19 protein-coding genes and 1 pseudogene are annotated in these 20,605 nt (G+C 64.4%); 16 read left to right on the forward strand and 4 right to left on the reverse strand.

The window, feature by feature from the left end:
• Positions 1-59 precede the first annotated feature (59 nt).
• Both RX327_RS10440 and RX327_RS10445 read left to right on the forward strand, forming a co-directional pair.
• Positions 60-518, forward strand: coding sequence for an FKBP-type peptidyl-prolyl cis-trans isomerase (locus RX327_RS10440; RefSeq protein ID WP_317250184.1), 459 nt, complete (start codon positions 60-62; stop codon positions 516-518).
• A gap of 47 nt (positions 519-565) precedes the next feature.
• Complete coding sequence (locus RX327_RS10445; RefSeq protein ID WP_050387409.1) at positions 566-1,573, forward strand: D-2-hydroxyacid dehydrogenase family protein; 1,008 nt, start codon at positions 566-568, stop codon at positions 1,571-1,573.
• A 57-nt stretch (positions 1,574-1,630) separates the two neighbouring features.
• Here the strand turns inward: RX327_RS10445 and RX327_RS10450 are convergent, their stop codons facing one another.
• Complete coding sequence (locus RX327_RS10450; RefSeq protein WP_028333241.1) at positions 1,631-1,834, reverse strand: CsbD family protein; 204 nt, start codon at positions 1,832-1,834, stop codon at positions 1,631-1,633.
• Positions 1,835-1,964: 130 nt separating this feature from the next.
• Here RX327_RS10450 and RX327_RS10455 point away from each other — a divergent pair, with 130 nt between their 5' ends.
• Complete coding sequence (locus RX327_RS10455) at positions 1,965-2,483, forward strand: cupin domain-containing protein (RefSeq protein ID WP_317251235.1); 519 nt, start codon at positions 1,965-1,967, stop codon at positions 2,481-2,483.
• Positions 2,484-2,558: 75 nt separating this feature from the next.
• Positions 2,559-3,296 (forward strand): enoyl-CoA hydratase/isomerase family protein, encoded by a 738-nt coding sequence (locus tag RX327_RS10460; protein ID WP_050387408.1) that lies wholly within the window; start codon positions 2,559-2,561, stop codon positions 3,294-3,296.
• Positions 3,297-3,408: 112 nt separating this feature from the next.
• Here RX327_RS10460 and RX327_RS10465 read toward each other — a convergent pair whose 3' ends face one another.
• A complete protein-coding gene (locus RX327_RS10465) occupies positions 3,409-4,935 on the reverse strand; it encodes an amidohydrolase family protein (protein WP_317250185.1) in 1,527 nt (508 codons plus the stop codon).
• A 216-nt stretch (positions 4,936-5,151) separates the two neighbouring features.
• Between RX327_RS10465 and RX327_RS10470 the strand changes: the two genes are divergently transcribed.
• From RX327_RS10470 to RX327_RS10485, 4 genes are all read left to right on the forward strand, one after another.
• Entirely contained in the window at positions 5,152-6,168 is a 1,017-nt protein-coding gene (locus tag RX327_RS10470) for an alpha/beta hydrolase (protein ID WP_050387407.1), read from the forward strand.
• Positions 6,169-6,273: 105 nt separating this feature from the next.
• Positions 6,274-6,711 carry a VOC family protein gene (locus RX327_RS10475; protein ID WP_317250186.1) on the forward strand — a complete coding sequence of 146 codons (438 nt, stop codon included), beginning with the start codon at positions 6,274-6,276 and terminating at the stop codon, positions 6,709-6,711.
• Positions 6,712-6,741: 30 nt separating this feature from the next.
• On the forward strand, positions 6,742-7,230 hold the full coding sequence (locus tag RX327_RS10480) for a VOC family protein (RefSeq protein ID WP_028333235.1): 489 nt from the start codon (positions 6,742-6,744) through the stop codon (positions 7,228-7,230).
• Between the two features lie 289 nt (positions 7,231-7,519).
• A complete protein-coding gene (locus RX327_RS10485) occupies positions 7,520-8,824 on the forward strand; it encodes a phospholipid carrier-dependent glycosyltransferase (protein WP_317250187.1) in 1,305 nt (434 codons plus the stop codon).
• A 62-nt stretch (positions 8,825-8,886) separates the two neighbouring features.
• Here RX327_RS10485 and RX327_RS10490 read toward each other — a convergent pair whose 3' ends face one another.
• A complete protein-coding gene (locus RX327_RS10490; RefSeq protein ID WP_317250188.1) occupies positions 8,887-9,519 on the reverse strand; it encodes an OmpA family protein in 633 nt (210 codons plus the stop codon).
• 157 nt (positions 9,520-9,676) lie between these two features.
• Between RX327_RS10490 and RX327_RS10495 the strand changes: the two genes are divergently transcribed.
• From RX327_RS10495 to RX327_RS10505, 3 genes are all read left to right on the forward strand, one after another.
• On the forward strand, positions 9,677-9,919 hold the full coding sequence (locus tag RX327_RS10495) for a hypothetical protein (RefSeq protein WP_050387403.1): 243 nt from the start codon (positions 9,677-9,679) through the stop codon (positions 9,917-9,919).
• Positions 9,920-9,997: 78 nt separating this feature from the next.
• Positions 9,998-11,161: a winged helix DNA-binding domain-containing protein gene (locus RX327_RS10500; protein WP_317250189.1), complete on the forward strand. Its 1,164-nt coding sequence runs from the start codon at positions 9,998-10,000 to the stop codon at positions 11,159-11,161.
• Positions 11,162-11,382: 221 nt separating this feature from the next.
• Positions 11,383-12,708, forward strand: a complete 1,326-nt coding sequence (locus tag RX327_RS10505; RefSeq protein ID WP_317250190.1) for an MFS transporter — start codon at positions 11,383-11,385, stop codon at positions 12,706-12,708.
• Between the two features lie 33 nt (positions 12,709-12,741).
• On the opposite strand, the gene RX327_RS10510 is transcribed toward RX327_RS10505, so the two are convergent.
• On the reverse strand, positions 12,742-13,023 hold the full coding sequence (locus tag RX327_RS10510; protein ID WP_028333229.1) for a hypothetical protein: 282 nt from the start codon (positions 13,021-13,023) through the stop codon (positions 12,742-12,744).
• A 183-nt stretch (positions 13,024-13,206) separates the two neighbouring features.
• On the opposite strand from RX327_RS10510, the gene RX327_RS10515 reads away from it, so the two are divergent.
• From RX327_RS10515 to RX327_RS10535, 5 genes and pseudogenes are all read left to right on the forward strand, one after another.
• The gene (locus tag RX327_RS10515; RefSeq protein WP_317250191.1) at positions 13,207-14,310 is read left to right on the forward strand and encodes an efflux RND transporter periplasmic adaptor subunit; all 1,104 of its coding nucleotides are present in this window, start codon (positions 13,207-13,209) and stop codon (positions 14,308-14,310) included.
• A gap of 44 nt (positions 14,311-14,354) precedes the next feature.
• Positions 14,355-17,493: pseudogene (locus tag RX327_RS10520) on the forward strand (efflux RND transporter permease subunit).
• 21 nt (positions 17,494-17,514) lie between these two features.
• On the forward strand, positions 17,515-18,123 hold the full coding sequence (locus RX327_RS10525) for a TetR/AcrR family transcriptional regulator (protein ID WP_317250192.1): 609 nt from the start codon (positions 17,515-17,517) through the stop codon (positions 18,121-18,123).
• A 160-nt stretch (positions 18,124-18,283) separates the two neighbouring features.
• On the forward strand, positions 18,284-18,907 hold the full coding sequence (locus tag RX327_RS10530) for a flavin reductase family protein (RefSeq protein WP_317250193.1): 624 nt from the start codon (positions 18,284-18,286) through the stop codon (positions 18,905-18,907).
• A 310-nt stretch (positions 18,908-19,217) separates the two neighbouring features.
• The gene (locus RX327_RS10535; RefSeq protein ID WP_317250194.1) at positions 19,218-20,459 is read left to right on the forward strand and encodes an SMP-30/gluconolactonase/LRE family protein; all 1,242 of its coding nucleotides are present in this window, start codon (positions 19,218-19,220) and stop codon (positions 20,457-20,459) included.
• Positions 20,460-20,605: the final 146 nt, after the last annotated feature.

The raw sequence follows: 20,605 nt of genomic DNA on the forward strand, positions 1-20,605 counted from the left end.
TGGCTAGGGATTCGGCTCGCACTGGGCTAGAGACGGCCGTCCTTCACGAGAGGTGCAAGATGCGATCTTCCCGACGCACGATCATCAAGACTGCATTCGCCGGCCTTGCGGCGGCAGTCTCCACGTCCGTTGTCAGCGGGACGGCAACGGCCCAGACCGCAGGAAAGACCATGACCACAGCTTCAGGCTTGCAGATCATCGACTCCACCGTCGGCACCGGTGCCTCGCCGCAGCCCGGTCAGATCTGCGTGATGCACTATACCGGCTGGCTCTATGAGAACGGCCAGAAGGGCAAGAAATTCGACTCCTCGGTCGATCGCAAGGAGCCGTTCGAATTCCCGATCGGCAAGGGCCGCGTCATCGCCGGCTGGGACGAGGGCGTTGCCTCGATGAAGGTCGGCGGCAAGCGCACGCTGATCATCCCGCCGCAGCTCGGCTATGGCGCGCGCGGCGCCGGCGGCGTGATTCCGCCGAACGCGACCCTGATGTTCGACGTGGAATTGCTCGGCGTCAAATAAGCCGATGGGCGTCAAGTAACCGGCCCGCAACAACAAGGGGCGCAGCGATGAAGATTTCGATCCTCGACGATTATTTCGACACGCTGCGTACCCTCGATTGCTACCGCAAGCTCGACGGGTATGACGTCAAGATCTGGAACGATCACGTCCAGGACGTCGATGCGCTCGCCGAACGGCTGCGCGATACCGACGCGCTGGTCCTGATCCGCGAGCGAACCCAGATCCGCACGCCGCTGCTCGAACGTCTGCCGCAGCTGAAGCTGATCAGCCAGCGCAGCGTCTATCCGCATATCGACATCGACACCTGCACGCGGCTCGGCATCATCGTGTCGTCGAGCCAGCATGCCGATACGCCGTCCTACGCCACCGCCGAGTTCACCTGGGGCCTGATCCTCGCGGCGATGCGCGCGATCCCGCAACAGATGGAGGCGCTGAAGGCGGGCAAGTGGCAGATCGGCGTCGGTCATACGCTGCGCGGCAAGACGCTCGGCATTTATGGCTACGGTCGCATCGGCGCCGTGGTCGCGGGCTACGGCAAGGCGTTCGGCATGAACGTGCTGGTCTGGGCGCGCGAGGGCGCGATGGCGAAGGCGCGCGCCGACGGCTATGAGACATCAGCCAGCAAGGCGGATTTCTTTGCCCGTTGCGACGTGCTGTCGCTGCATATGCGGCTGGTGGACGCGACGCGCGGCATCGTCAAGGCGGCAGACCTCGCGCAAATGAAACAGACCGCGCTGATCGTCAACACCAGCCGCGCGCCGTTGATCGAGCCCGGCGCGCTGGTCAATGCGCTGCGCGCCGGCCGGCCAGGCATGGCCGCGATCGACGTCTATGAGAAGGAGCCGTTGCGCGACACCGCGGACCCGCTGCTCAACATGGACAATGTGGTCTGCACGCCGCATCTCGGCTACGTCTCGCGCGACGAGTACGAAATCCAGTTCACCGACATCTTCGACCAGATATTGGCTTACGCGGCCGGCGCGCCGACCAATGTCGTCAATCCGGATGTGCTGGCACATCCGGATGTGCTGGCACATCTGCGCCCGCGCGGCTGAGCAGCGTCGTTCATGCTCGATCGGCCGGCTCGATGGGGCGGCCGTGTCATCTCTCGTTCAGCGAGGCCAGTGAGCCGCTGCGGTCACCCTGCCGACGATCCTCTTGATGCCGCCGAGTGCCTTCTGTCCCTTGCCCTTGGCTTCCAGGATCGCGCCTCGGCCCTGCATCGCCGGCGAGCCGGTGACCTTGCCAAGACGCCGCTTGAACCTGCCGATCGCCTCGTTGGCCGTGCCTTTCATCCTATCGGTCGTGCTACCCATGAAATTACTCCTTCGGAATACGCTGAGGTAACGCGCCGGAACATGGCGATGTTCCGATTTTCCGCTCGCCTGCGCGGCTGCTTTTCGCTAGCGTTCCACGCAGGAAATCAGGCCAACGAAAGCAAGAATGATGAGCGGTTCCCACGATCACACCCATTCCCAAGATCATCACCATCACGACGATGATCGCTGGAAACATGACGGCGTGCGCGTCATTCCGGGCAACCAGCTCGACACGAACGTGCCCTCGACGGCTGGCATGGACCGCGCGGCCGCCATCAATTTCGCACGCGTCGGCGCGCAGAAATTGTGGGCGGGCACGGTCAGCATCAAGCCGGATGCCAAGACCGGCGCGCATCATCACGGCCATCTCGAAAGCGTCATCTATGTGGTGAAGGGGAAGGCACGGATGCGCTGGGGCGAGAGCCTGCAGTTCACCGCGGAAGCCGGCCCCGGCGATTTCATTTTCGTCCCGCCCTACGTGCCGCACCAGGAGATCAACGCCAGCCCGGACGAGGTGCTGGAATGTGTGCTGGTGCGCAGCGACGGCGAGGCGGTCGCGATCAATCTCGACATCGAGCCGGTGGAGAAGCCCGAGACCGTGCTCTGGATCGATCCGGTGCACCGCGATCCCAACGAGAAGAAGTAGCCGCGACATTTGCGTCGAGATTCCGGGTTCACGCTTCGCGTGCCCCGGAATGACAGTCCAGGGGAGGAGGCCAGCATGACGCTCGTGCGTTACGAGAGCGCCGACCACATCGCGACCATCACGATGGACCGTGTCTCCTCGCACAACGCGCTCAACAACGCGCTGTGCGACGAATTGCAGCAAGCCTGGCGGCGCTTTCGCGACAGCGATGACCGCGTCGCGGTGCTGGCCTCGGCCGAGGAGAAGTATTTCTGTGTCGGCGCCGACGTCAGGGATTTCCCTGCCAATATGTGGCAGGCGGTGCCCGGGCTCGGTGTCGAGCTCGACAAGCCGGTGATCGCGGCGACGTCGGGCTGGGTGGTGGGCGGCGGCTTCGTTCTGGTGCAGATGGCCGACATCTGCGTCGCCTCGGAAACGACGCGGTTCGTCTATCCGGAAGCCAAGATCGGCACCACCGGCGGCGGCGTCTCCTCGGTGCTGGCGCGCATGCCGCACAAGATCGCGATGGAGTTCCTGCTCGTCGGCGAGGAGCTCTCGGCCGAGCGGGCCTACCAGATCGGCTTCGTCAATCGGATCACGCCGCCGGGGCAGCACCTTGCGGCGGCGCAGGAGCTGGCGGCCAAGATCGCGGGCAACGCGCCGCTGGTGGTGCAGGCGCTGAAGAAACTCGCGCGTGACGCGATGCCGAAGGGGCCGCTGGAGACGGTCGCGGAGGTGCGCCGGCAGCTCGACGCCATCAAGGACAGCGAGGACCTCAAGGAAGGCGCCAGGGCGTTCAGCGAAAAGCGCAAGCCGAGGTTTACGGGGAGGTGACGCCGTCATTCCGGGGCGACGCGGCAGCGTCGAACCTCAGATGCGCAATTGCGCATCGGGGAATCTCGAGGTTCCGGGTTCGACGCTCGCGCGTCGCCCCGGAACGACGGGCTCAGGCAAACACCCGGTGATCGATCACACCGTTCGGCACCACATAGCCGTAACGCGTGTTCGACGGCTCGACGCCGGCCTTCTCGTACTGCGCCTTCATCATCGCAAAGCGATCGCCCTTGAGGTCGAGCATCGCGCGCTTCGGCTGGATGTTGTAGAGCCGGGCGTTGTTGTCGCCGAAGATCGCCGTCTTCACCGGCCCGTCGGCGGGGCCGAGCGGTGCATAGCCGAACTTCTTCTGCATCATCTCCGGGATTTCCAGCCGCCGCAGGCCCTCGATTTGCCATTGCGGCGCGCCGGTCCATAGCGCATCGGTGCCCCAGCAGACGTGGTCGGCGCCGAGCCCCTTGATCAGGGTACCCATCAGCGCGGCGCAGACATTGGGCTCGGCGACCAGCGTGGTCGCGAACAATTGCCCGACGTCGCCATAGACATTGTTGACGCCATACTGCGCCGGGATGTCGGCGAGATCCGAGGTCCAGGCGATGCGGCCGGTGCGCTCGAACTCGGCGAGCGCGACCTTCGGGTCGCCGCCGACATGGCGATAGGCCGAGTGGTAGATGATGAAGTTGAGCTGCGGCCAGTCCTTGGCGGCCTTTCCGACATCGGCAACGTCGGCGAAGCCGCGCAGATTCGGATACTGCTTCTCGATCCCGGGCGGAAACAGTCCCTTGTGGACGCAGACGTTCTTGATGCCCGCCTTCACCATCTTCTCATAACCCTTGTAGGCGACCTTCTCGTCGTCCAGCCGCCAAGGGTAGCGGCTGATCTCCTTGTGGGTGTTGTCGCCGATCGTGTAGCCCTTGCAGGATTCCGGCTTCAGCGCCAATGCGGCGTCGAGCTTGTCGAGCCAGCCGGGCTGCCCGGGCGTGAAGATGGCGTGGCAGAACACCCGCCGCGAACCGGCCTCGTCGTTCATTTTCTTGCGCGCGTCGGCCATCTGCTCGTTGGTCAGGAACCAGTCCTGCTCGATATCCGACGGCGCCGAGGAGATCAGCGCGATCTTGGTGTCGGAATCGAGAAACATCTCCTTCTTGTAGTTGTTGAATTTGAGATCCTCGATGGTCTGCTCGTGATCGTTGAGCTCCGTGTTCCAGCCGGCCTTGCCGACCGCCTTGCGCATTTCCACAAAGCCCATGATGCGCGTGTCGTCGCGCAGGAAATGCGTGTGCATGTCCATGATGAACTGGTCTTTCAGGGCGCTGGCGCGCTCCTGCGCCATCGCGGGTGTCGCGGCCTCCGCCGGCGTCACGGCGAAGAGCTCCCCGTAAACCTGGTTCATCGCGACGAAGGAGGCGGCCATGCCGGCCGCTGTCTGGAAGAATTTGCGGCGGTCGAAGCCCTGCTTGCCGCCGAGATCGTCGGCCATCGCGAGCAGCCGCGCCTCGACCTCGCGCTGACGTTCGTTCTGCGGGTCGGGATAGAATTCGTCGCTGGAGACGATCTGGGTCGGGATCGGCGTCTGGTGCTGGCACAGTTCGGAGGGCATCAAGGCGGCAAGTTCTTCGTCGGTGAGATTGCTGCTCATTCTTCGCTCCCGCTTCTCGCCGGATTTTTCCGGTCGGATCGCCGCGGAGACTAGGACCAAGTCCGTCCGTCGTCCGCGCCGTTGGCCGGAAGCCGCGTTCACAAAATCGTGCATCCTATTTGCCGCCGTGAGAAGCCGGCGTCGCGCGGGCTGCTTTGCCCGCTGCTATGCTCGATCGCACCGGATCGGACGAAGAAATCCGGAAGGGAGCGAACCATGATGTCATCTGACCATTCGCGGCGCAGCATGATCAAAGGCATCGGCATTGCAACGGCGGCCGGCGTGTTCGGCGCAGCGTCGGCGCAAGCCGCGACCGCGGTTCCTGCCGAAGGAGAAATATGGAGCAACGAATACTGGGCGAAGAAGGGCGACATCCCCTTGTGGATGTTCCGCAAGCGGATCGGTGCGCCGAAGCCGGGCGAGCCGGGGCGGCCAGTGGTGTTCTTCGTCCACGGCTCGTCGGTGACATCAAGGGTGTTCGACCTCACGGTGCCGGGCAAGGGCGAGTATTCGCTGCTGAACACATTTGCCCGCTACGGCTTCGATTGCTGGACCATGGACCACGAGAACTACGGCAAGTCCGGCCGCACGTCGGGCAATGCGGATATTGCGAGCGGCGTCGAGGATCTGAAGGCCGCGGTCGAGGTGATCGCGCGTGAGACCGGGCAGCGGCGATATCACTTCGTCGGCGAATCCTCCGGCGCGTTGCGGGCCGGCGCTTTCGCAATGGCGGCGCCCGAACGCATCGACCGGCTGGTGTTCGCGGCCTTCACCTACAAGGGCGAGGGCTCGCCGACGCTGGCAAAGCGCGCCGAGCAGCTCGCCTATTATCGCAGCCACAACATGCGCAGGCGCGACCGCGACATGATCCGTTCGATCGCGACCCGCGACAGGCCCGGCACGTCGGACCCCGCCGTGGTCGAGGTGCTTGCCGACGTCGAGATGCAGTTCGGCGACCAGATCCCGACCGGCACCTATCTCGACATGACCGCCAATTTGCCGGTCGTGCATCCGGAGAGGGTGCTGGCGCCGGTGCTGCTGGTCCGCGGCGAATATGACGGCATCGCCGCTGTTCCGGACCTCGAGGAGTTCTTCAACAAGCTGCCGAACGGCGACCGGCAGTTCATCATCCTGCCCGGCACCGCCCATTCGGTGGCGCTTGCCACCAATCGGGAGCTGTTCTGGCATGTGACGCGGGCATTCCTGACCATGCCGACACCGATTGTGACCTGACGTCACCCTGCGGCAGGACGCCGCAAGAAAAAATCGGCACGGCGATGTCGGGAGCCGGTCATGCGGTTCGTCCTCGGGGCACAACCCCGCCAACAGGAGCACCTCATGGCCCAGCCGACAATGATCTTCGTCAACCTGCCGGTCAGCAATCTCGTCCACGCGACCGCCTTCTACGAGGCGATCGGCGCGACCAAGAACGCGCAGTTTTCCGATCATACCGCGTCCTGCATGGTCATCTCCGAGACCATTCACGTCATGCTGCTGACGCACGACAAGTTCCGCGAGTTCACCCCGAAGAAAATTGCCGACACCAAAACCACAAGCGAGGTGCTGATCTGCCTGTCCGCCGGCAGCCGCGACGCGGTCGACGGCTATGTCACCAAGGCAACGGGTGCGGGCGGCAACGCTGATCCATCTCCGAAGCAGGATTACAGCTTCATGTACGGCCGCAGCTTCGAGGATCCCGACGGCCACATCTGGGAAGTGATGTGGATGGACGTCGAGGCGGCGATGAAGGCGCAGTCCGCCGCGGCGACCGCCTGATCGCATCCCGCCATCACGAGGAGCTCAAGCATGTCCAAGGTATCTCCCTGCCTGTGGTTCAACGGCGAGGCCGAGGAGGCCGCGAACCTCTACGTCTCGCTGCTGCCCGGTTCGCGGATCGAGACCGTCCAGAAGAACGTCATTGACAGCCCCGGCGGAAAGGCCGGCACGGTGCTGCTGGTCGAATTCACGCTCGCCGGTCAGCGCTTCATGGCGCTGAACGGCGGGATGAGGATGGAGCATACCCACGCGGTCTCGTTCGCGATCGACTGTGTCGACCAGGCCGAGGTCGACCGCCTGTGGGACGCGTTGCTCGCGGCTGGTGGCACCGCCGAGCAGTGTGGCTGGCTGCGCGATCGCTACGGCGTCGCCTGGCAGATCGTGCCGGCAGTGGTCCGCCAATATCTCGGCGGGCCCGACGCCGCCGCTGCCGCGCGCGTGATGCAGGCCGTGCTCGGGATGATCAAGCTCGATATCGAAGGCCTGCGCCGCGCCTATGAGGGCAAGTCCGCAGCGTGAGGTAAGGACTTCGCTGGCATCGCCCGGCTCGCCGCCTTCGCTAAAGCTTCGGCGAGCCGGGGATTCGTCGCCTCGTCGAAGCCTTGGCGTAGACGGGACCGGGCGATCCAGCATTCCAGAGATTTCGGGCTCGGCCGAGAGGCCGCGGCGTACTGGATGCCCCGCATGAAGCGGGGCATGACTGTATGGGCACGATGGTTCCGTCACATGACCGTGGCGACGGATCGCGGATGCCGCTGATATCGTATATTTGTCGCAAGCTGCGTTCCCCTCGCACCGTGCTTGCCCTTTGAACATCGTATCCAATTCGCATTTTGTTCCACGACGTCGCGCCGCGCGCACGGCGATCGCCGCTGCCATCATCTTCATCGTCGCCCATGTCGTGCTCCTGCTCGGGATCACGGCGCCCGACAAGCTCTATTTCGATGAGGTGCACTATGTGCCGGCGGCGCGGCAGATGCTGTTGCCGGTGCGCGAGGGCCCGATCCTCAACCCGATGCATCCGCCGCTCGCCAAGGAGATCATCGCCCTCTCGATCAAGGCATTCGGCGACGGGCCGCTCGGATGGCGCTATCCCGCGGCGCTGTTCGGTGCGCTGGCGCTGGTCGGCGTCTATCTCGGCGGGCTTGCGCTGTTCGCGTCGCAGCAACGCGCGATCGCTGCCGTGCTGCTCGCCTTCTTCAACCAGATGCTGTTCGTGCAGTCGCGGATCGCGATGCTGGATATTTTCGCGCTCGCCTTCGGCCTGTTCGCCATCGCGGCTTTCGTCCACGGCTTCAGGCAAAAGCAGCCGCAATCCGCCTTTGCGCTGGCGGGGCTCTTCGCGGGGCTTGCCAGTGCCTGCAAATGGAGCGGGCTGTTCGTGCTCGCGACCTGCATCGCGATCGTGGTTGCGATCCGCCTGATGCAGGGCTGGCGCACGCGCTTTGCCGACGGCAATGCGGAGGATTGGTATCAGCCGGAGCTATGGCCGGATTTTCGTCTTCCTCACTTCATCGTCTGTTTCGTGCTGATCCCGGCGGCCGTCTATCTCGCGACCTTCGTGCCGCTCTACGGCCTCTCGTTCACGGATATCATCGAGGCGCAGCGGCGGATCTTCGCCGACAACACCACGACGGCCATCGCCGGCCACACCTATATGAGCGCATGGCCGTCCTGGCCGTTGCTCGCGCGCCCGGTGTGGTTCCTGTTCGACAAGGTCGGCGATGACAGGTTCGCCGCGATCGTGCTCCTCGGCAACCCGCTGGTGCTGTGGCCGGCGTTGATCGCGCTGATCATTGCGCTGCGCGACTGGATCATCGGGCGCGGCCGTGATGCATTTCTCGTGCTGGCGTTCTACCTCGGCCCGTATCTCGCCTGGGCGCTGCTGCCGCGCACGCTCGGTTTCATCTATTACTATCTGCCGGCGGCAACCACCGCGAGCTTCGTGCTGGTCTACGCCTTGACGCGCAAGGGGGCGCCGCGTTGGCTGCTGTGGGCGTTCGTCGCGGTTGGATGTGCAGGGTTTGTTGCGATGCTGCCGGTCACGGCCGCTGTCATCGAGACGTCGATGGCGACGTTCAACCGGTTGATGCTGTTTCAGGGCTGGATATGACGGTCTTTGAAGTAGAGTGATCCGCCTGCCGGGCGCGGCAGGCGGATCGAGGCGGCGGGAGATTACTGCGACGCGGTCTTGGTATCCATGTTGACGACCTGCACGCGTCGATTGCTCGGGTCCATCGGCGCGCTCGGGTCCTTCGGCCGGGTCTTGCCGTAGCCGACGGTGACGAGATCCGAGCCGTTCAGGCCGTAATGCTCGACCAGATATTTCTTGATGGTGTCGGCGCGACGCTCCGACAGGTCCTGGTTGTAGGCTTCGCCGCCGGTCGCGTCGGTGTGACCGGCGACCACGAAGGTCGAGCCCTTCAGCGCCGGATCGGACAGCGCCTTGCCGAGCGCCTGCACCGCCTGGGTCGAGGTCTTGGCGATGTCGGCCGAGTTGTAGTCGAACTGGATCTCCAGATCGATCTTCGGCTTGGTCGCCGCGAGCTCGGCGATCTGCTGGCGTTCAACGCGCGACAACGAACGGGTCTGCCGGTTGCGGACGGTGTTGAGGAAGCTTGCCTCCTTGGCGGAAGCCGCGAGGTCGACCTGCGTGCCGGCGGAAAGGCCGCGGGTGGCCGACTTCGGCTTCAGCGCATTGAGAATCTGTGCGGCCGGCACGGCCTCGCTGCCGGCCAGTGCGACGCCCGCCGTCATCGACAGCGCGGCGCCGATTGTCAGAAAAGACAAGGAAAAAGAGCGGGTCATGGTTTTCGTCCTCAAATGTCGGGCTAGCCAATCCGGCTTGCTGTCGTTTTGATGCTGGGAGACTAGGACGGGTTCAAACCTCGGAATGTGATCTGGGTCACGGTTGAGTGTGCCGCCCTGCCTTGCGTTAGGAAGGCAGGCAGGAAGCGAGGACATCATGGCCAACGTCAATCGCGTCCTCCGCTCGATCAATGACGAAGCTGCCTCGCGCTGCGTCGATATCTTCCTTCGCCCGGACGGCAGCATCGGCTTCGAGGAATATCGGCGGGACGTCGAAGATGGTAGTGGCTGGTTTCCGGTCGGCGGTCATTCGTCCCGCATCTTCCGTGGAGAAAGCGCCGCGCTCGCGGCGGCGATCGGGGACGTTGCGTGGTTGCGGCGGGTCGTCGGATCGACGTAGCCGCTCCGAATGATGCGGAGCTGATTTCCGCCGCGCGGCTCTCCACAGCAGCGCGAATCTCACTACATTGCTGGGGCAATGTCCCGCGCCGCCGAACCCCTTTCGTTGAACAATGCTGCCGCCCGCCATATCTGGCTGCGCGCGCAGCGGCTCGATACCCAGGTGCCGTTCGGCGAGGGGGCGTCGGCGGTCGCGGCCGCCGTCGCTCATCTCGGCTATGTGCAGATCGACACCATCAACGTCATCGAGCGCTGCCATCACCACATCCTGTTCACCCGCATTCCGGACTACCGCCGCGCCGACCTCAAGCAGGCGCAGAGCCGTGACAAGAGCGTGTTCGAGTACTGGACGCACGCGCTGTCCTACATTCCGTCCAAGGACATCGGCATCTTCCTGCCGGCGATGAAGGCGCACAAGCGCGAGGGACACAGATGGTTCGGCTCGGTGAAGCCGGCCGACACGCGCAAGGTGATGCGACTGCTGCGCGCCGGCCCGCTGACGATCCGCGACATCGAGGACGACGTGCTCGTCGAAAAGGAGCACCTCTGGCAGAGCCGCAAGCCGTCGAAGCGCGCGTTGCAACTCGCCTTCTATACCGGCGCCGTCACCATCAGCGAGCGCCAGGGCATGCTCAAGACCTATGAGCTGATGAACCGTCATTTCGGCTGGGACAAGCTGCCGAGGCCGGCATCGGCAAGGGAGATCACGGCCTATCTGCTCGACCGCGCGCTGCGCGCGCAGGGCGTGGTCAGTCTCGATTCGATCTGCTATCTCGACGCGCCGAGCAAGAAGCCGGTCCGCAGCCTGATCGAGGCGCGCCTGCGCCGCAAGGAACTGGTCCAGGTCGCGCTGGAAGGCGCCGGCAAGCAGGAGCATTGGGCGCGGCCCGAGGTGCTGGAGGCAACCGGCGAGGGTGATCCCACCCTGGTTCACATCCTCTCGCCGTTCGATCCGCTGATCATCCAGCGGAAGCGCACCGAGCTGTTCTTCGGCTACGGCCACCGTTTCGAGGCCTATGTGCCGAAGGAGAAGCGCCTGTTCGGCTATTTCGCGCTGCCGGTGCTGGTCGGCGACGACATCGTCGCCGCCCTCGACCTCAAGACCGACCGGCAGAACAAGAAGCTGCTGATGCAGAAATGGAGCTGGGTCGGCAACGGCAACAAGCAGGCGGCACGCAAGGAGCTCAAGCGGCGCATCGAGGAAGAGCTCGACCGCTTCGAGCGCTTCCAGCTCGCGGACTAGCTCCGCTACGCCGTCATGGCCGGGCTTGTCCCGGCCACCCACGTCTTTCTCACGCGGATAACAAGACGTGGATGCCCGGCACAAGGCCGGGCATGACGAGTTTGGGGAGAGATCGACCACAGCCTCGGTTCCGGTTTGCGCTGTGAGCTATGAGTTTTTGCCATTGCTCAAAGCGGAGCCAGCCAATAATCCTCACGGCAAGCAACACCCGGGGAAAGCTCATGAGCCAGACAGCAACCATCGCGCCTGATCGCGGCGCCCGCAGCGACATCGAGACCTCGACCATCCGCGCCATCTCCTGGCGCCTGATTCCGTTCCTGGTGCTGGCCTACTTCTTCTCTTATCTCGACCGCGTCAATCTCGGCTTTGCCGCGCTGACCATGAATGCGGAGCTGAAGTTCACCCCGCTGATCTTCTCCTGGGGCGCCGGCATCTTCTTCATCGGCTATTTCATCTTCGAGGTGCCGAGCAACCTTGCGCTGGAAAAATTCGGCGCGAGCCGCTGGATCGCCCGCATCATGGTGACCTGGGGCATCATCTCAGCGTTGATGGCGGCGGTCTATGACGAGCACAGCTTCTATGCGCTGCGCTTCCTGCTCGGCGTCGCCGAGGCCGGCTTCTTCCCCGGCATCATCCTCTATCTCACCTACTGGTATCCGGCCCAATATCGCGCCCGCTTCCTCGCGGCCTTCGCCATCGCCGTTCCGGTCTCGACCGTGATCGGCGCGCCGATCTCGGGCCTGCTGCTCGGGCTCGACGGCATGATGGGGCTGAAGGGGTGGCAGTGGCTGTTCATCATCGAGGGCATTCCTTCCGTGCTGCTCGGCATCGTCACCTGGTTCTATCTCACCGACAGACCGGAGAAGGCGGACTGGCTCTCGGCCGAGCAGAAGGCCTGGCTGAAGGCGAAGCTCGACTCGGAGATCGCGGCAAAGCAGGCAGTGAAGCACTTCTCGCTGGGCGAAGCGCTGTCGTCACCGAAGGTGATTGCACTCAGCCTGATCTATTTCGGCTTCGTCGGCGCGCTCTATGGCATGCAGTTCTGGCTGCCGCAGATCGTCAAGGCGTTCGGCCTCACCAACGCGCAGACCGGCTTCGTCACCGCGATTCCGTATTTGTTCGGCACCATCGCCATGGTCCTGTGGGCGCGGCATTCGGATGCGAGCCGCGAGCGCGTCATGCATGTCGGCGCCCCGCTGCTGCTCACTGCGCTGGCGCTCGCCGTCTCCAGCTACATCACCGATCCGGTCCTGACGATGGTGGCGCTGACGGTCGCCGCGATCGGCGTGTTCTGCTGCTTCGGCGTGTTCTGGACGTTGCCGACCGCCTGGCTGTCCGGGACGGCGGCGGCCGGCGCGATCGCCCTGATCAACTCGATCGGCAATCTCGCCGGTTTCGGCGGCCCCTATTTGATCGGCTGGGTCAAGGAAGCCACCGGCAGCACGTCGACCGGCCTGCTGGTGCTGTCGCTGCTGCCGCTCGCGGCGGGCCTGCTGGTTTTCCTCGGCAGCCACAAAACCAAGACCGAGTTCGCCGGCGCGAAGTAGCCGTGGCGCCTGCGTAGGACAGTTCTTGAATGCTTAGACCGGATAGCGCCACTTCAGCGCGCGCCGGACGAAGAAGATCGCGACCAGCGTGGTGCCGAGCGTTGCCAGCCACGTCCACATCAGGATGCCGCCCTGTGTCAGGGCGTAGCGCTCGGAAAGCGCCAGCATCACCAGCATGCCGATGAGCCCCGCGCCGGACCAATAGAGCGGCGAACGCAGCATTCCAGTCGCGGCGTGTTCAGCCGCGCGTTCGCGCGCTCTGCCGACGAACCAGATCAAGAAGCCGGCGTAACCAAGGGCAAGGATCCATGACATGGCCGCAGCCTCGCATGCTGGCGCTTCCGCAACCGTAAAAGGCTGAAACGAAAGTCGCGGTATCGGTTGGAGGAGCCCGATTCCGACCCCGTCCTCACGAATTGGTTATCACTGACGAATATTGACATTTATCAGTGATAAATCGATACTCTTCATCAGTCGTCAGCCCGATGGAGATTTCAGATGTTCGTTCGTTCCGTTTTCTCGAGCTATTACAGGCTCTTGACGGGAGCATCATTGGCTTTCGCGGTGTTCGCGCTGACCGGCTGCAATGAAAAGGCGGCCGAAAACGCCGATCCGGGACGCCCCGTTCTGGTAGCGACCGTCCATTATGAAGCTGAAACCCCTGAGCGCAGCTTTGTCGGCACCATCAAGCCCCGTATCGAAGCCGATATGGGCTTTCGGGTCGCCGGCAAGGTGGCCAAGCGGCTGGTCGAGGTCGGCCAGACCGTCGAAGTCGGCCAGCCATTGGCCACCCTCGACGAGATCGACCTGAAGCTCCAGGCCGAGCAGGCCGTCGCCGAGCAGACTGCCGCGACCGGTGTGCTGGCCCAGGCCGCCGCCGCCGAGCAGCGCGCCAAGGACCTGAAGGCCAAGGGCTGGACCACCGATGCGCAACTGGATTCGAGTCGCGCCGCCGCCGACGAGGCCCGTGCGCGCCTGAACCGGGCCGAGCGCTCGGTCGAACTGACCAAGAATTCCCTTTCCTACGCGACGCTCAACGCCGACGCCCGAGGCGTCGTCACCGCAACGCTGATCGAGCCCGGCCAGGTGGTTGCCGCGGGCCAGGCCTCGATCCGTGTCGCCCGCTTTGCCGAAAAGGAAGCGGTCGTCGCGATCCCTGAGACGCTTCTTGCTCGTGCCAGGTCGGGCGTAGCCACGGTGACGCTGTGGTCGGATGCCAAGAAGTATGCGGCCAAGCTGCGTGAGATCGCGCCGGCGGCCGACCCGGCCACGCGCACCTATCTGGCAAAGTTCTCGCTGCCTGAGGCGGACGACAAGGTCGCGCTCGGCATGACCGCGACGCTGACGCTGTCCGACAAGGCGAGCGAGCGCGTCGCCAAGTTGCCGCTGTCGGCGCTGTACAGCCAGGGCGGCGATCCCTCGCTCTACATCGTCGACGACAAGGGCGACATCGCGCTGAAGCCGGTCAAGGTGAAGGCCTATGAGAGCAACAACGTCGTCATCTCCGGCGGCGTCGACGATGGCGCCAAGGTGGTCGCCCTCGGCGTGCAGAAACTCGATCCGAGCCAGAAGGTGCGGGTCGTGTCGTCGCTGTCGTTCTAACCCTCGCATAGCAGCAGAAACGGTTCTGGGACCTGGAGAGAGCGATGAAGCGCTTCAACCTTTCGGCCTGGGCCGTCAGCCATCCGACGCTGGTTCTCTTCCTGATGATCGTGCTCGGCGTCGCCGGCTTCTTCTCCTATGAGAAGCTCGGCCGCGCCGAGGATCCTTTCTTCACGGTGAAGGTGGTCAACGTCTCCGTGATCTGGCCGGGCGCGACCGCGCAGGAGATGCAGACCCAGGTCGCCGATCCCATCGAGAAGAAGATCCAGGAGTTGCCCTATTTCGAGAAGGTGCAGACCTATTCCAAGCCCGGGTTCACGGCGATGCAGGTCTCCTTCAAGGATTTCGACCTCGCCGAAGGACGTGCCTTATCTCTTCTACCTCTTGCGCAAGAAGCTGGTCGACGTGCAGGGCCAGCTGCCGTCCGGCATTCTCGGGCCCGTCGTCAACGACGAGTTCTCCGACGTCGATTCCATCCTGTACATGATGACCGGCGACGGCGCCGACTATGCCCAGCTGAAGAAGGTCTCGGAAGGTTTTCGTCAGCGCCTCCTGAAGGTGCCCGGCGTGACCAAGGTCGACGTCTACGGCAATCAGGACGAGCGCATCTTCGTCGAGTTCTCCCACGCCAAGCTCGCCACCCTCGGCATCACGCCGCAGGCGCTGTTCGATTCGCTCGCCAAGCAGAACAACGTGACGCCGGCCGGCACGGTCGAGACCTCGTCGCAGCGCGTGCCGCTGCGCGTCACCGGCGCGCTCGACGGTGCCAAGGCCGTCGCCGAAACGCCGGTCGAGAGCAACGGCCGCGTGTTCCGCCTCGGCGATATCGCCACCGTCACCCATGGCTTTGTCGATCCGCCGAGCTTCGTCGTGCGCCAGGAGGGCAAGCCCGCGATCGGCATCGGCGTCGTCACCGCCAAGGGCGCCAACATTCTCGAGCTCGGCAAGGAGGTCGAGAAGGCGACCAACGAGTTCATGAAGGCCGTGCCGCAGGGCATCGACGTCAAGCTGATCGCCGACCAGCCCAAGGTGGTCGAGCACGCCGTCGGCGAGTTCGTGCATTCCTTCATGGAAGCGCTCGTCATCGTGCTGTTCGTCTCGTTCCTGGCACTCGGCTGGCGCACCGGCATCGTGGTCGCCTTGTCGGTGCCGCTGGTGCTCGGCATCGTCTTCGTCGTCATGAACGCGATGTCGCTCGACCTGCACCGCATCACGCTCGGCGCGCTGATCATCGCGCTCGGCCTGCTCGTCGACGACGCCATCATCGCGGTCGAGATGATGGTGGTGAAGATGGAGCAGGGCTGGGACCGCATGCGCGCGGCGTCCTTTGCCTGGGAATCGACTGCGTTCCCGATGCTCACGGGAACGCTGGTCACGGCTGCCGGCTTCCTCCCCATCGGCTTTGCCAATTCCGCGGTCGGCGAATATGCTGGCAGCATCTTCTGGATCGTTGCGATCGCGCTGGTCGCCTCCTGGTTCGTGGCGGTGATCTTCACGCCCTATATCGGCGTCAAGCTGCTCCCGGACATGAAGGCGCACCACAACCACGATCCGCACGCGGTCTACGAGACCCGCATGTACCGCGGCCTGCGCGCCATCGTGCAATGGTGCGTCAATCACCGCATCACCGTGGTGGTTGCCACCGTCGTCGTCTTCGTCGCCTCGATCGTCGGCTTCGGCCATGTGCAACAGCAGTTCTTCCCGCTGTCGGAGCGGCCCGAATTGTTCCTCCAGTTGCGCCTGCCCGAAGGCACCGCCTTCAACGTCACCGAAAAGGCGGTGAAGAAGGCCGAAACGCTGCTGAAGGACGACAAGGACATCGAGACCTATACCTCCTATGTCGGCCAGGGCTCGCCGCGCTTCTGGCTCGGCCTCAATCCGCAGCTTCCGAACGAGGCCTTCGCCGAGATCGTCATCGTCGCCAAGGGCGTCGAGGCGCGCGAGCGCATCAAGGCGAAGATCGAGAACGCAGCTGCCGAAGGCTTCCTGACCGAGGCGCGCGTGCGCGTCGACCGCTTTAACTTCGGTCCACCGGTCGGCTTCCCCGTCCAGTTCCGCGTGATCGGCCCCGACGCCAACAAGGTGCGCGAGATCGCCTACCAGGTCCGCGACGTGATGCGGCAGAACAAGAGCGTCAAGGACGTCCAGCTCGACTGGAACGAGCAATCGCCTTACCTCAAGCTCGTCGTTGATCAGGATCGCGCCCGTGCCATGGGCCTGACCCCGCAGGACGTCTCGCAGGCGCTGGCGATGCTGATCTCGGGTTCGCAGGTCACGACCGTTCGCGACGGCATCGAGAAGGTCGGCGTGGTCGCCCGCGCGGTCCCGTCCGAACGCCTCGACCTCGGCGGCGTCGGTGATCTCACCATCACCTCGCGCAATGGCGTTGCCGTCCCGCTGCAGCAGATCGCCAAGATCGAATATGCCCATGAGGAACCGATCATGTGGCGGCGCAACCGCGACATGGCGATCACCGTGCGCTCCGACGTCGTCGACGGCGTGCAGGCGCCCGACGTCACCAACCAGATCACGCCGAAGCTGAAGGAGATCAAGGATCACCTCGAGCCGGCCTACCGCATCGAGGCGGGCGGCGCGTTCGAGGAATCCGCCAAGGGCAACGCCTCGATCTTCATCCTCTTCCCGGTGATGGTGATGGTGATGCTGACGCTGCTGATGATCCAGCTTCAGAGCTTCTCGCGCCTGATCCTGGTGTTCCTGACCGCGCCGCTCGGCATCGTCGGCGCCTCGCTCGGCCTCAACATCGCCAATGCCCCGTTCGGCTTCGTGGCGCTGCTTGGCCTGATCGCGCTCGCCGGCATGATCATGCGCAACACGGTCATCCTGGTCGACCAGATCGAGACCGACGTCTCGCACGGCCTGCCCCGGCGCGAGGCGATCGTGGAAGCCACCGTCCGCCGCGCCCGGCCCGTGGTGCTGACGGCGCTCGCCGCCATCCTCGCCATGATCCCGCTGTCACGCTCGGCCTTCTGGGGCCCGATGGCGATCACCATCATGGGCGGCCTGTTCGTCGCGACCTTCCTCACGCTCCTGTATCTGCCGGGCCTCTACGCCCTGTGGTTCCGCAAGACCCTCGAGGAAAGCGGCTCCGAGCAAATCGATACTGCGCCGCAGCATGCCGGCGATGCGCAACGCGCATTTCCGCTTGCTGAGGCGGCCGAATAATTGAAGATTGAGCAGGCCAACATGACACTGATCTCGGAACATAGCGAAACCGACACCCGCGAGCGTATTCTCGAGGTGGCTGAGCGGCTGTTCCGCCAGATCGGCTACCAGAAGACCACGGTCGGGGATATCGCCAAGGAGCTCCGGATGAGCCCCGCCAACGTCTATCGCTTCTTCGAATCGAAGAAATCGATCCACGAAAGCGTGGCCCGCGGCCTGATGGGCGAGGTCGAGATCGAGGCGCAGCGCATCGCCCGCTCGGAAGGGCCGGCGGCGCCGCGCTTGCGCCAGATGATGACCACCATCCACCGCATGAACACCGAGCGCTATGTCGGCGACAACAAGTTGCACGAGATGGTCGAGATCGCGATGCAGGAGGATTGGCAGGTCTGCGTCAACCATATGGAGTGTATCGCCTCCATTATCGGCGAGGTGATCGCGCAAGGAGCGGCGTCGGGGGAGTTCGAGATCACGGACCTGCAGCTGGCCTCGCTGTGCGCCTGCACCGCGATGATGCGCTTCTTCCACCCCCAGATGATCGCCCAGTGTGCCACCAAGCCTGGCCCGACCATCGACCAGATGATCGATTTCGTCATCGCGGGTCTGTCGCCGCGCGGCCGCACCAATTGAGCGCCAGGGCTGACATTTTCGTCAGTTGACTCTTCCGGCATAGCAGGCAAATCGGGTTTGTAGCCCGGATGGAGCGCAGCGCAATCCGGGGCCACTTCCGCTTGCGAGACCGTCCCGGATTACGCTGCGCTCCATCCGGGCTACGTGAGAGGGGCTAGCCGTGACCGCCAAGGACCTGCATTTCTACGAGCCGTCGAAGGGCCACGGCCTCAAGCACGATCCCTTCAACGCCATCGTCGCGCCGCGGCCGATCGGCTGGATCTCCTCGCGCGATACCAAGGGCCACGTCAACCTCGCGCCCTACAGCTTCTTCAACGCCTTCTGCTACGTGCCGCCGATCATCGGCTTCTCCTCCACCAACTGGAAGGACACGGTCGAGAACATGCAGCAGACCGGCGAGTTCGTCTGGAATCTGGCCACGATGGACCTGGCCAAGCACATGAACGCGACGGCGGCGCATGTCGCGCCGGAGGTCGACGAGTTCAAGCTTGCGGGGCTCACCGCCGTGCCCGGCAAGCTCGTCAACGTGCCGCGGGTGGGAGAGAGCCCCGTCGCCTTCGAGTGCAAGGTGTCCGACATCGTCCGTCTCAAGGGCGCCGACGGCAAGGAGGCCGACGCCTGGCTGACGTTAGGGGAGGTCGTTGCCGTCCACATCGACAAGGCCTTGATCAAGGACGGCATCTACCAGACCGCCGCCGCCCGCCCGATCGTCCGCGCCGGCCGCCGCGGCGATTATTTCGAGATCAAGCCGGAAAACATGTTCGAGATGATCCGGCCGGATTGAGTGCTGCTCTATCCTCCCTCTCCCCGTTCTTCACGGGGAGAGGGTAGGGTGAGGGGCTGCTTCCATCGGTTATGATCGTCGTGAGACCTGTACCCCCCTCACCCGGATCGCATCTTGCGATGCAATCCGACCTCTCCCCGCAAGCGGGGCGAGGTAAGAGACGTCGCTCCGCAACGACGGCCCGCACCACAACAATGTGAAATTTCCGCGCGCGGGGATGAAAAACCGTCACTCGCAACCTCTCCGAGAGCAGTCTAACCTCCACCCGCCAGGCCGGATCAACGGCCGGCCAACAGAGTGGGAGGATGCGATGACACGCCAATCGCGGCGCGATCCTAACGAAGAACAACGCGATCCGAATGTTTCACGACGCACGCTGGTTCAGGGGTTGGCGGTTTCCGCCGCCGCCGTCGCGGGCATCGGCAGTGCGCTGGCTCAGAACGCGCCCGCGCCGGTCGGGCCGCCAACCACCATCACGAGCCCGCCGCGCGATTTCGGCCCCCACGGTGCGCCGACCACTTATTTCTGGGACCCCGACATCATCGCGGTCGATCCGTCCTTCAACGATCTCGCGCAGCCCAACACCGCAATCAAACGGCTCTACACCGGACTGCTATGGGCCGAAGGCCCGGCGTGGAGCGCGCAGGGCCGCTATCTGCTCTGGAGCGACATTCCCAACAACCGGCAGATGCGCTGGAGCGAGGACGACGGCCGCGTCAGCGTATTCCGCTCGCCCTCCAACAATTCCAACGGCAACTCCTTTGACTTCCAGGGCCGCCAGCTCTCCTGCGAGCATCTGACGCGCCGGGTGACGCGCTACGAGCATGACGGCACCGCCACGGTGCTGGCCGACTCCTATCAGGGCAAGAAGCTGAACTCGCCGAACGACATCGCGGCGCATCCCGATGGCAGCTACTGGTTCACCGATCCGCCCTATGGCGGCCAGCTCTATGAGGGCGAGCCCGACGTCGCGGGCGGCCCGAGCAATGCGGGCGGCAAGCTCAATCCGCGGATCGGGCAGCCGGCCGGCTTCGTGCCGGGCAGGCGCGAGCTGCCGACCAATTGCTATCGCATCGATCCTTCCGGCCGCATCGATCTCGTCGTCACCGAGGACCAGGTGCCCGACCCGAACGGGCTCTGCTTCTCGCTCGACTACAAGAAGCTCTACATCGCCTCCACCGGCAAGGGGCCCGGCGACACCGGCCCCGGCGGCAAGGGCGAGATCTTCGTGTTCGACGTCGGCAGCGACAACAAGCTCTCGAATCTCAAGAGGTTCAGCGATTGCGTGATCGACGGCGTGAAGTGCGGGCCGGATGGCCTGCGCTGCGACGTCAATGGCAACCTCTGGGCCTCCAGCAATGCCGGCCGCTCCGTCGGCTACAGCGGCGTGACCGTGTGGTCGCCGGAGGGCAAGCTGCTCGGCCGCATCCGCCTGCCCGAAGTCTGCGGCAACGTCTGCTTCGGCGGTCCGAAACGAAATCGCCTTTTCATGGCCGCCAGCCAATCGCTCTACGCAGTGTATACGGCAACCCAGGGAGCGGGGCCCGCCTAGGCACGGCGAGACTAAGTGGGGCCGTAACCGCGCAGGAAACTGCGCTCCCTCTCCCGCTTGCGGGGGAGGGCTGGGGTGGGGGTTCTCTCCGCGAGTTGTATCGTGGAGAGAGCCCCACCCGCCGCGCTAATGCGCGGCGACCTAAG

Origin of the sequence: Bradyrhizobium sp. BEA-2-5, assembly GCF_032918025.1 — a bacterium.
GTDB lineage: Bacteria > Pseudomonadota > Alphaproteobacteria > Rhizobiales > Xanthobacteraceae > Bradyrhizobium > Bradyrhizobium pachyrhizi.

Excerpts from the sequence above, each read along its gene's own strand:
- RX327_RS10440 (WP_317250184.1), top strand. The coding sequence starts at position 60 with ATGCGATCTTCCCGACGCACGATCATCAAGACTGCATTCGCCGGCCTT.
- RX327_RS10445 (WP_050387409.1), top strand. The coding sequence starts at position 566 with ATGAAGATTTCGATCCTCGACGATTATTTCGACACGCTGCGTACCCTC.
- RX327_RS10450 (WP_028333241.1), bottom strand. The coding sequence starts at position 1,834 with ATGGGTAGCACGACCGATAGGATGAAAGGCACGGCCAACGAGGCGATC.
- RX327_RS10455 (WP_317251235.1), top strand. The coding sequence starts at position 1,965 with ATGAGCGGTTCCCACGATCACACCCATTCCCAAGATCATCACCATCAC.
- RX327_RS10460 (WP_050387408.1), top strand. The coding sequence starts at position 2,559 with ATGACGCTCGTGCGTTACGAGAGCGCCGACCACATCGCGACCATCACG.
- RX327_RS10465 (WP_317250185.1), bottom strand. The coding sequence starts at position 4,935 with ATGAGCAGCAATCTCACCGACGAAGAACTTGCCGCCTTGATGCCCTCC.
- RX327_RS10470 (WP_050387407.1), top strand. The coding sequence starts at position 5,152 with ATGATGTCATCTGACCATTCGCGGCGCAGCATGATCAAAGGCATCGGC.
- RX327_RS10475 (WP_317250186.1), top strand. The coding sequence starts at position 6,274 with ATGGCCCAGCCGACAATGATCTTCGTCAACCTGCCGGTCAGCAATCTC.
- RX327_RS10480 (WP_028333235.1), top strand. The coding sequence starts at position 6,742 with ATGTCCAAGGTATCTCCCTGCCTGTGGTTCAACGGCGAGGCCGAGGAG.
- RX327_RS10490 (WP_317250188.1), bottom strand. The coding sequence starts at position 9,519 with ATGACCCGCTCTTTTTCCTTGTCTTTTCTGACAATCGGCGCCGCGCTG.
- RX327_RS10495 (WP_050387403.1), top strand. The coding sequence starts at position 9,677 with ATGGCCAACGTCAATCGCGTCCTCCGCTCGATCAATGACGAAGCTGCC.
- RX327_RS10500 (WP_317250189.1), top strand. The coding sequence starts at position 9,998 with ATGTCCCGCGCCGCCGAACCCCTTTCGTTGAACAATGCTGCCGCCCGC.
- RX327_RS10505 (WP_317250190.1), top strand. The coding sequence starts at position 11,383 with ATGAGCCAGACAGCAACCATCGCGCCTGATCGCGGCGCCCGCAGCGAC.
- RX327_RS10510 (WP_028333229.1), bottom strand. The coding sequence starts at position 13,023 with ATGTCATGGATCCTTGCCCTTGGTTACGCCGGCTTCTTGATCTGGTTC.
- RX327_RS10515 (WP_317250191.1), top strand. The coding sequence starts at position 13,207 with ATGTTCGTTCGTTCCGTTTTCTCGAGCTATTACAGGCTCTTGACGGGA.
- RX327_RS10525 (WP_317250192.1), top strand. The coding sequence starts at position 17,515 with ATGACACTGATCTCGGAACATAGCGAAACCGACACCCGCGAGCGTATT.
- RX327_RS10535 (WP_317250194.1), top strand. The coding sequence starts at position 19,218 with ATGACACGCCAATCGCGGCGCGATCCTAACGAAGAACAACGCGATCCG.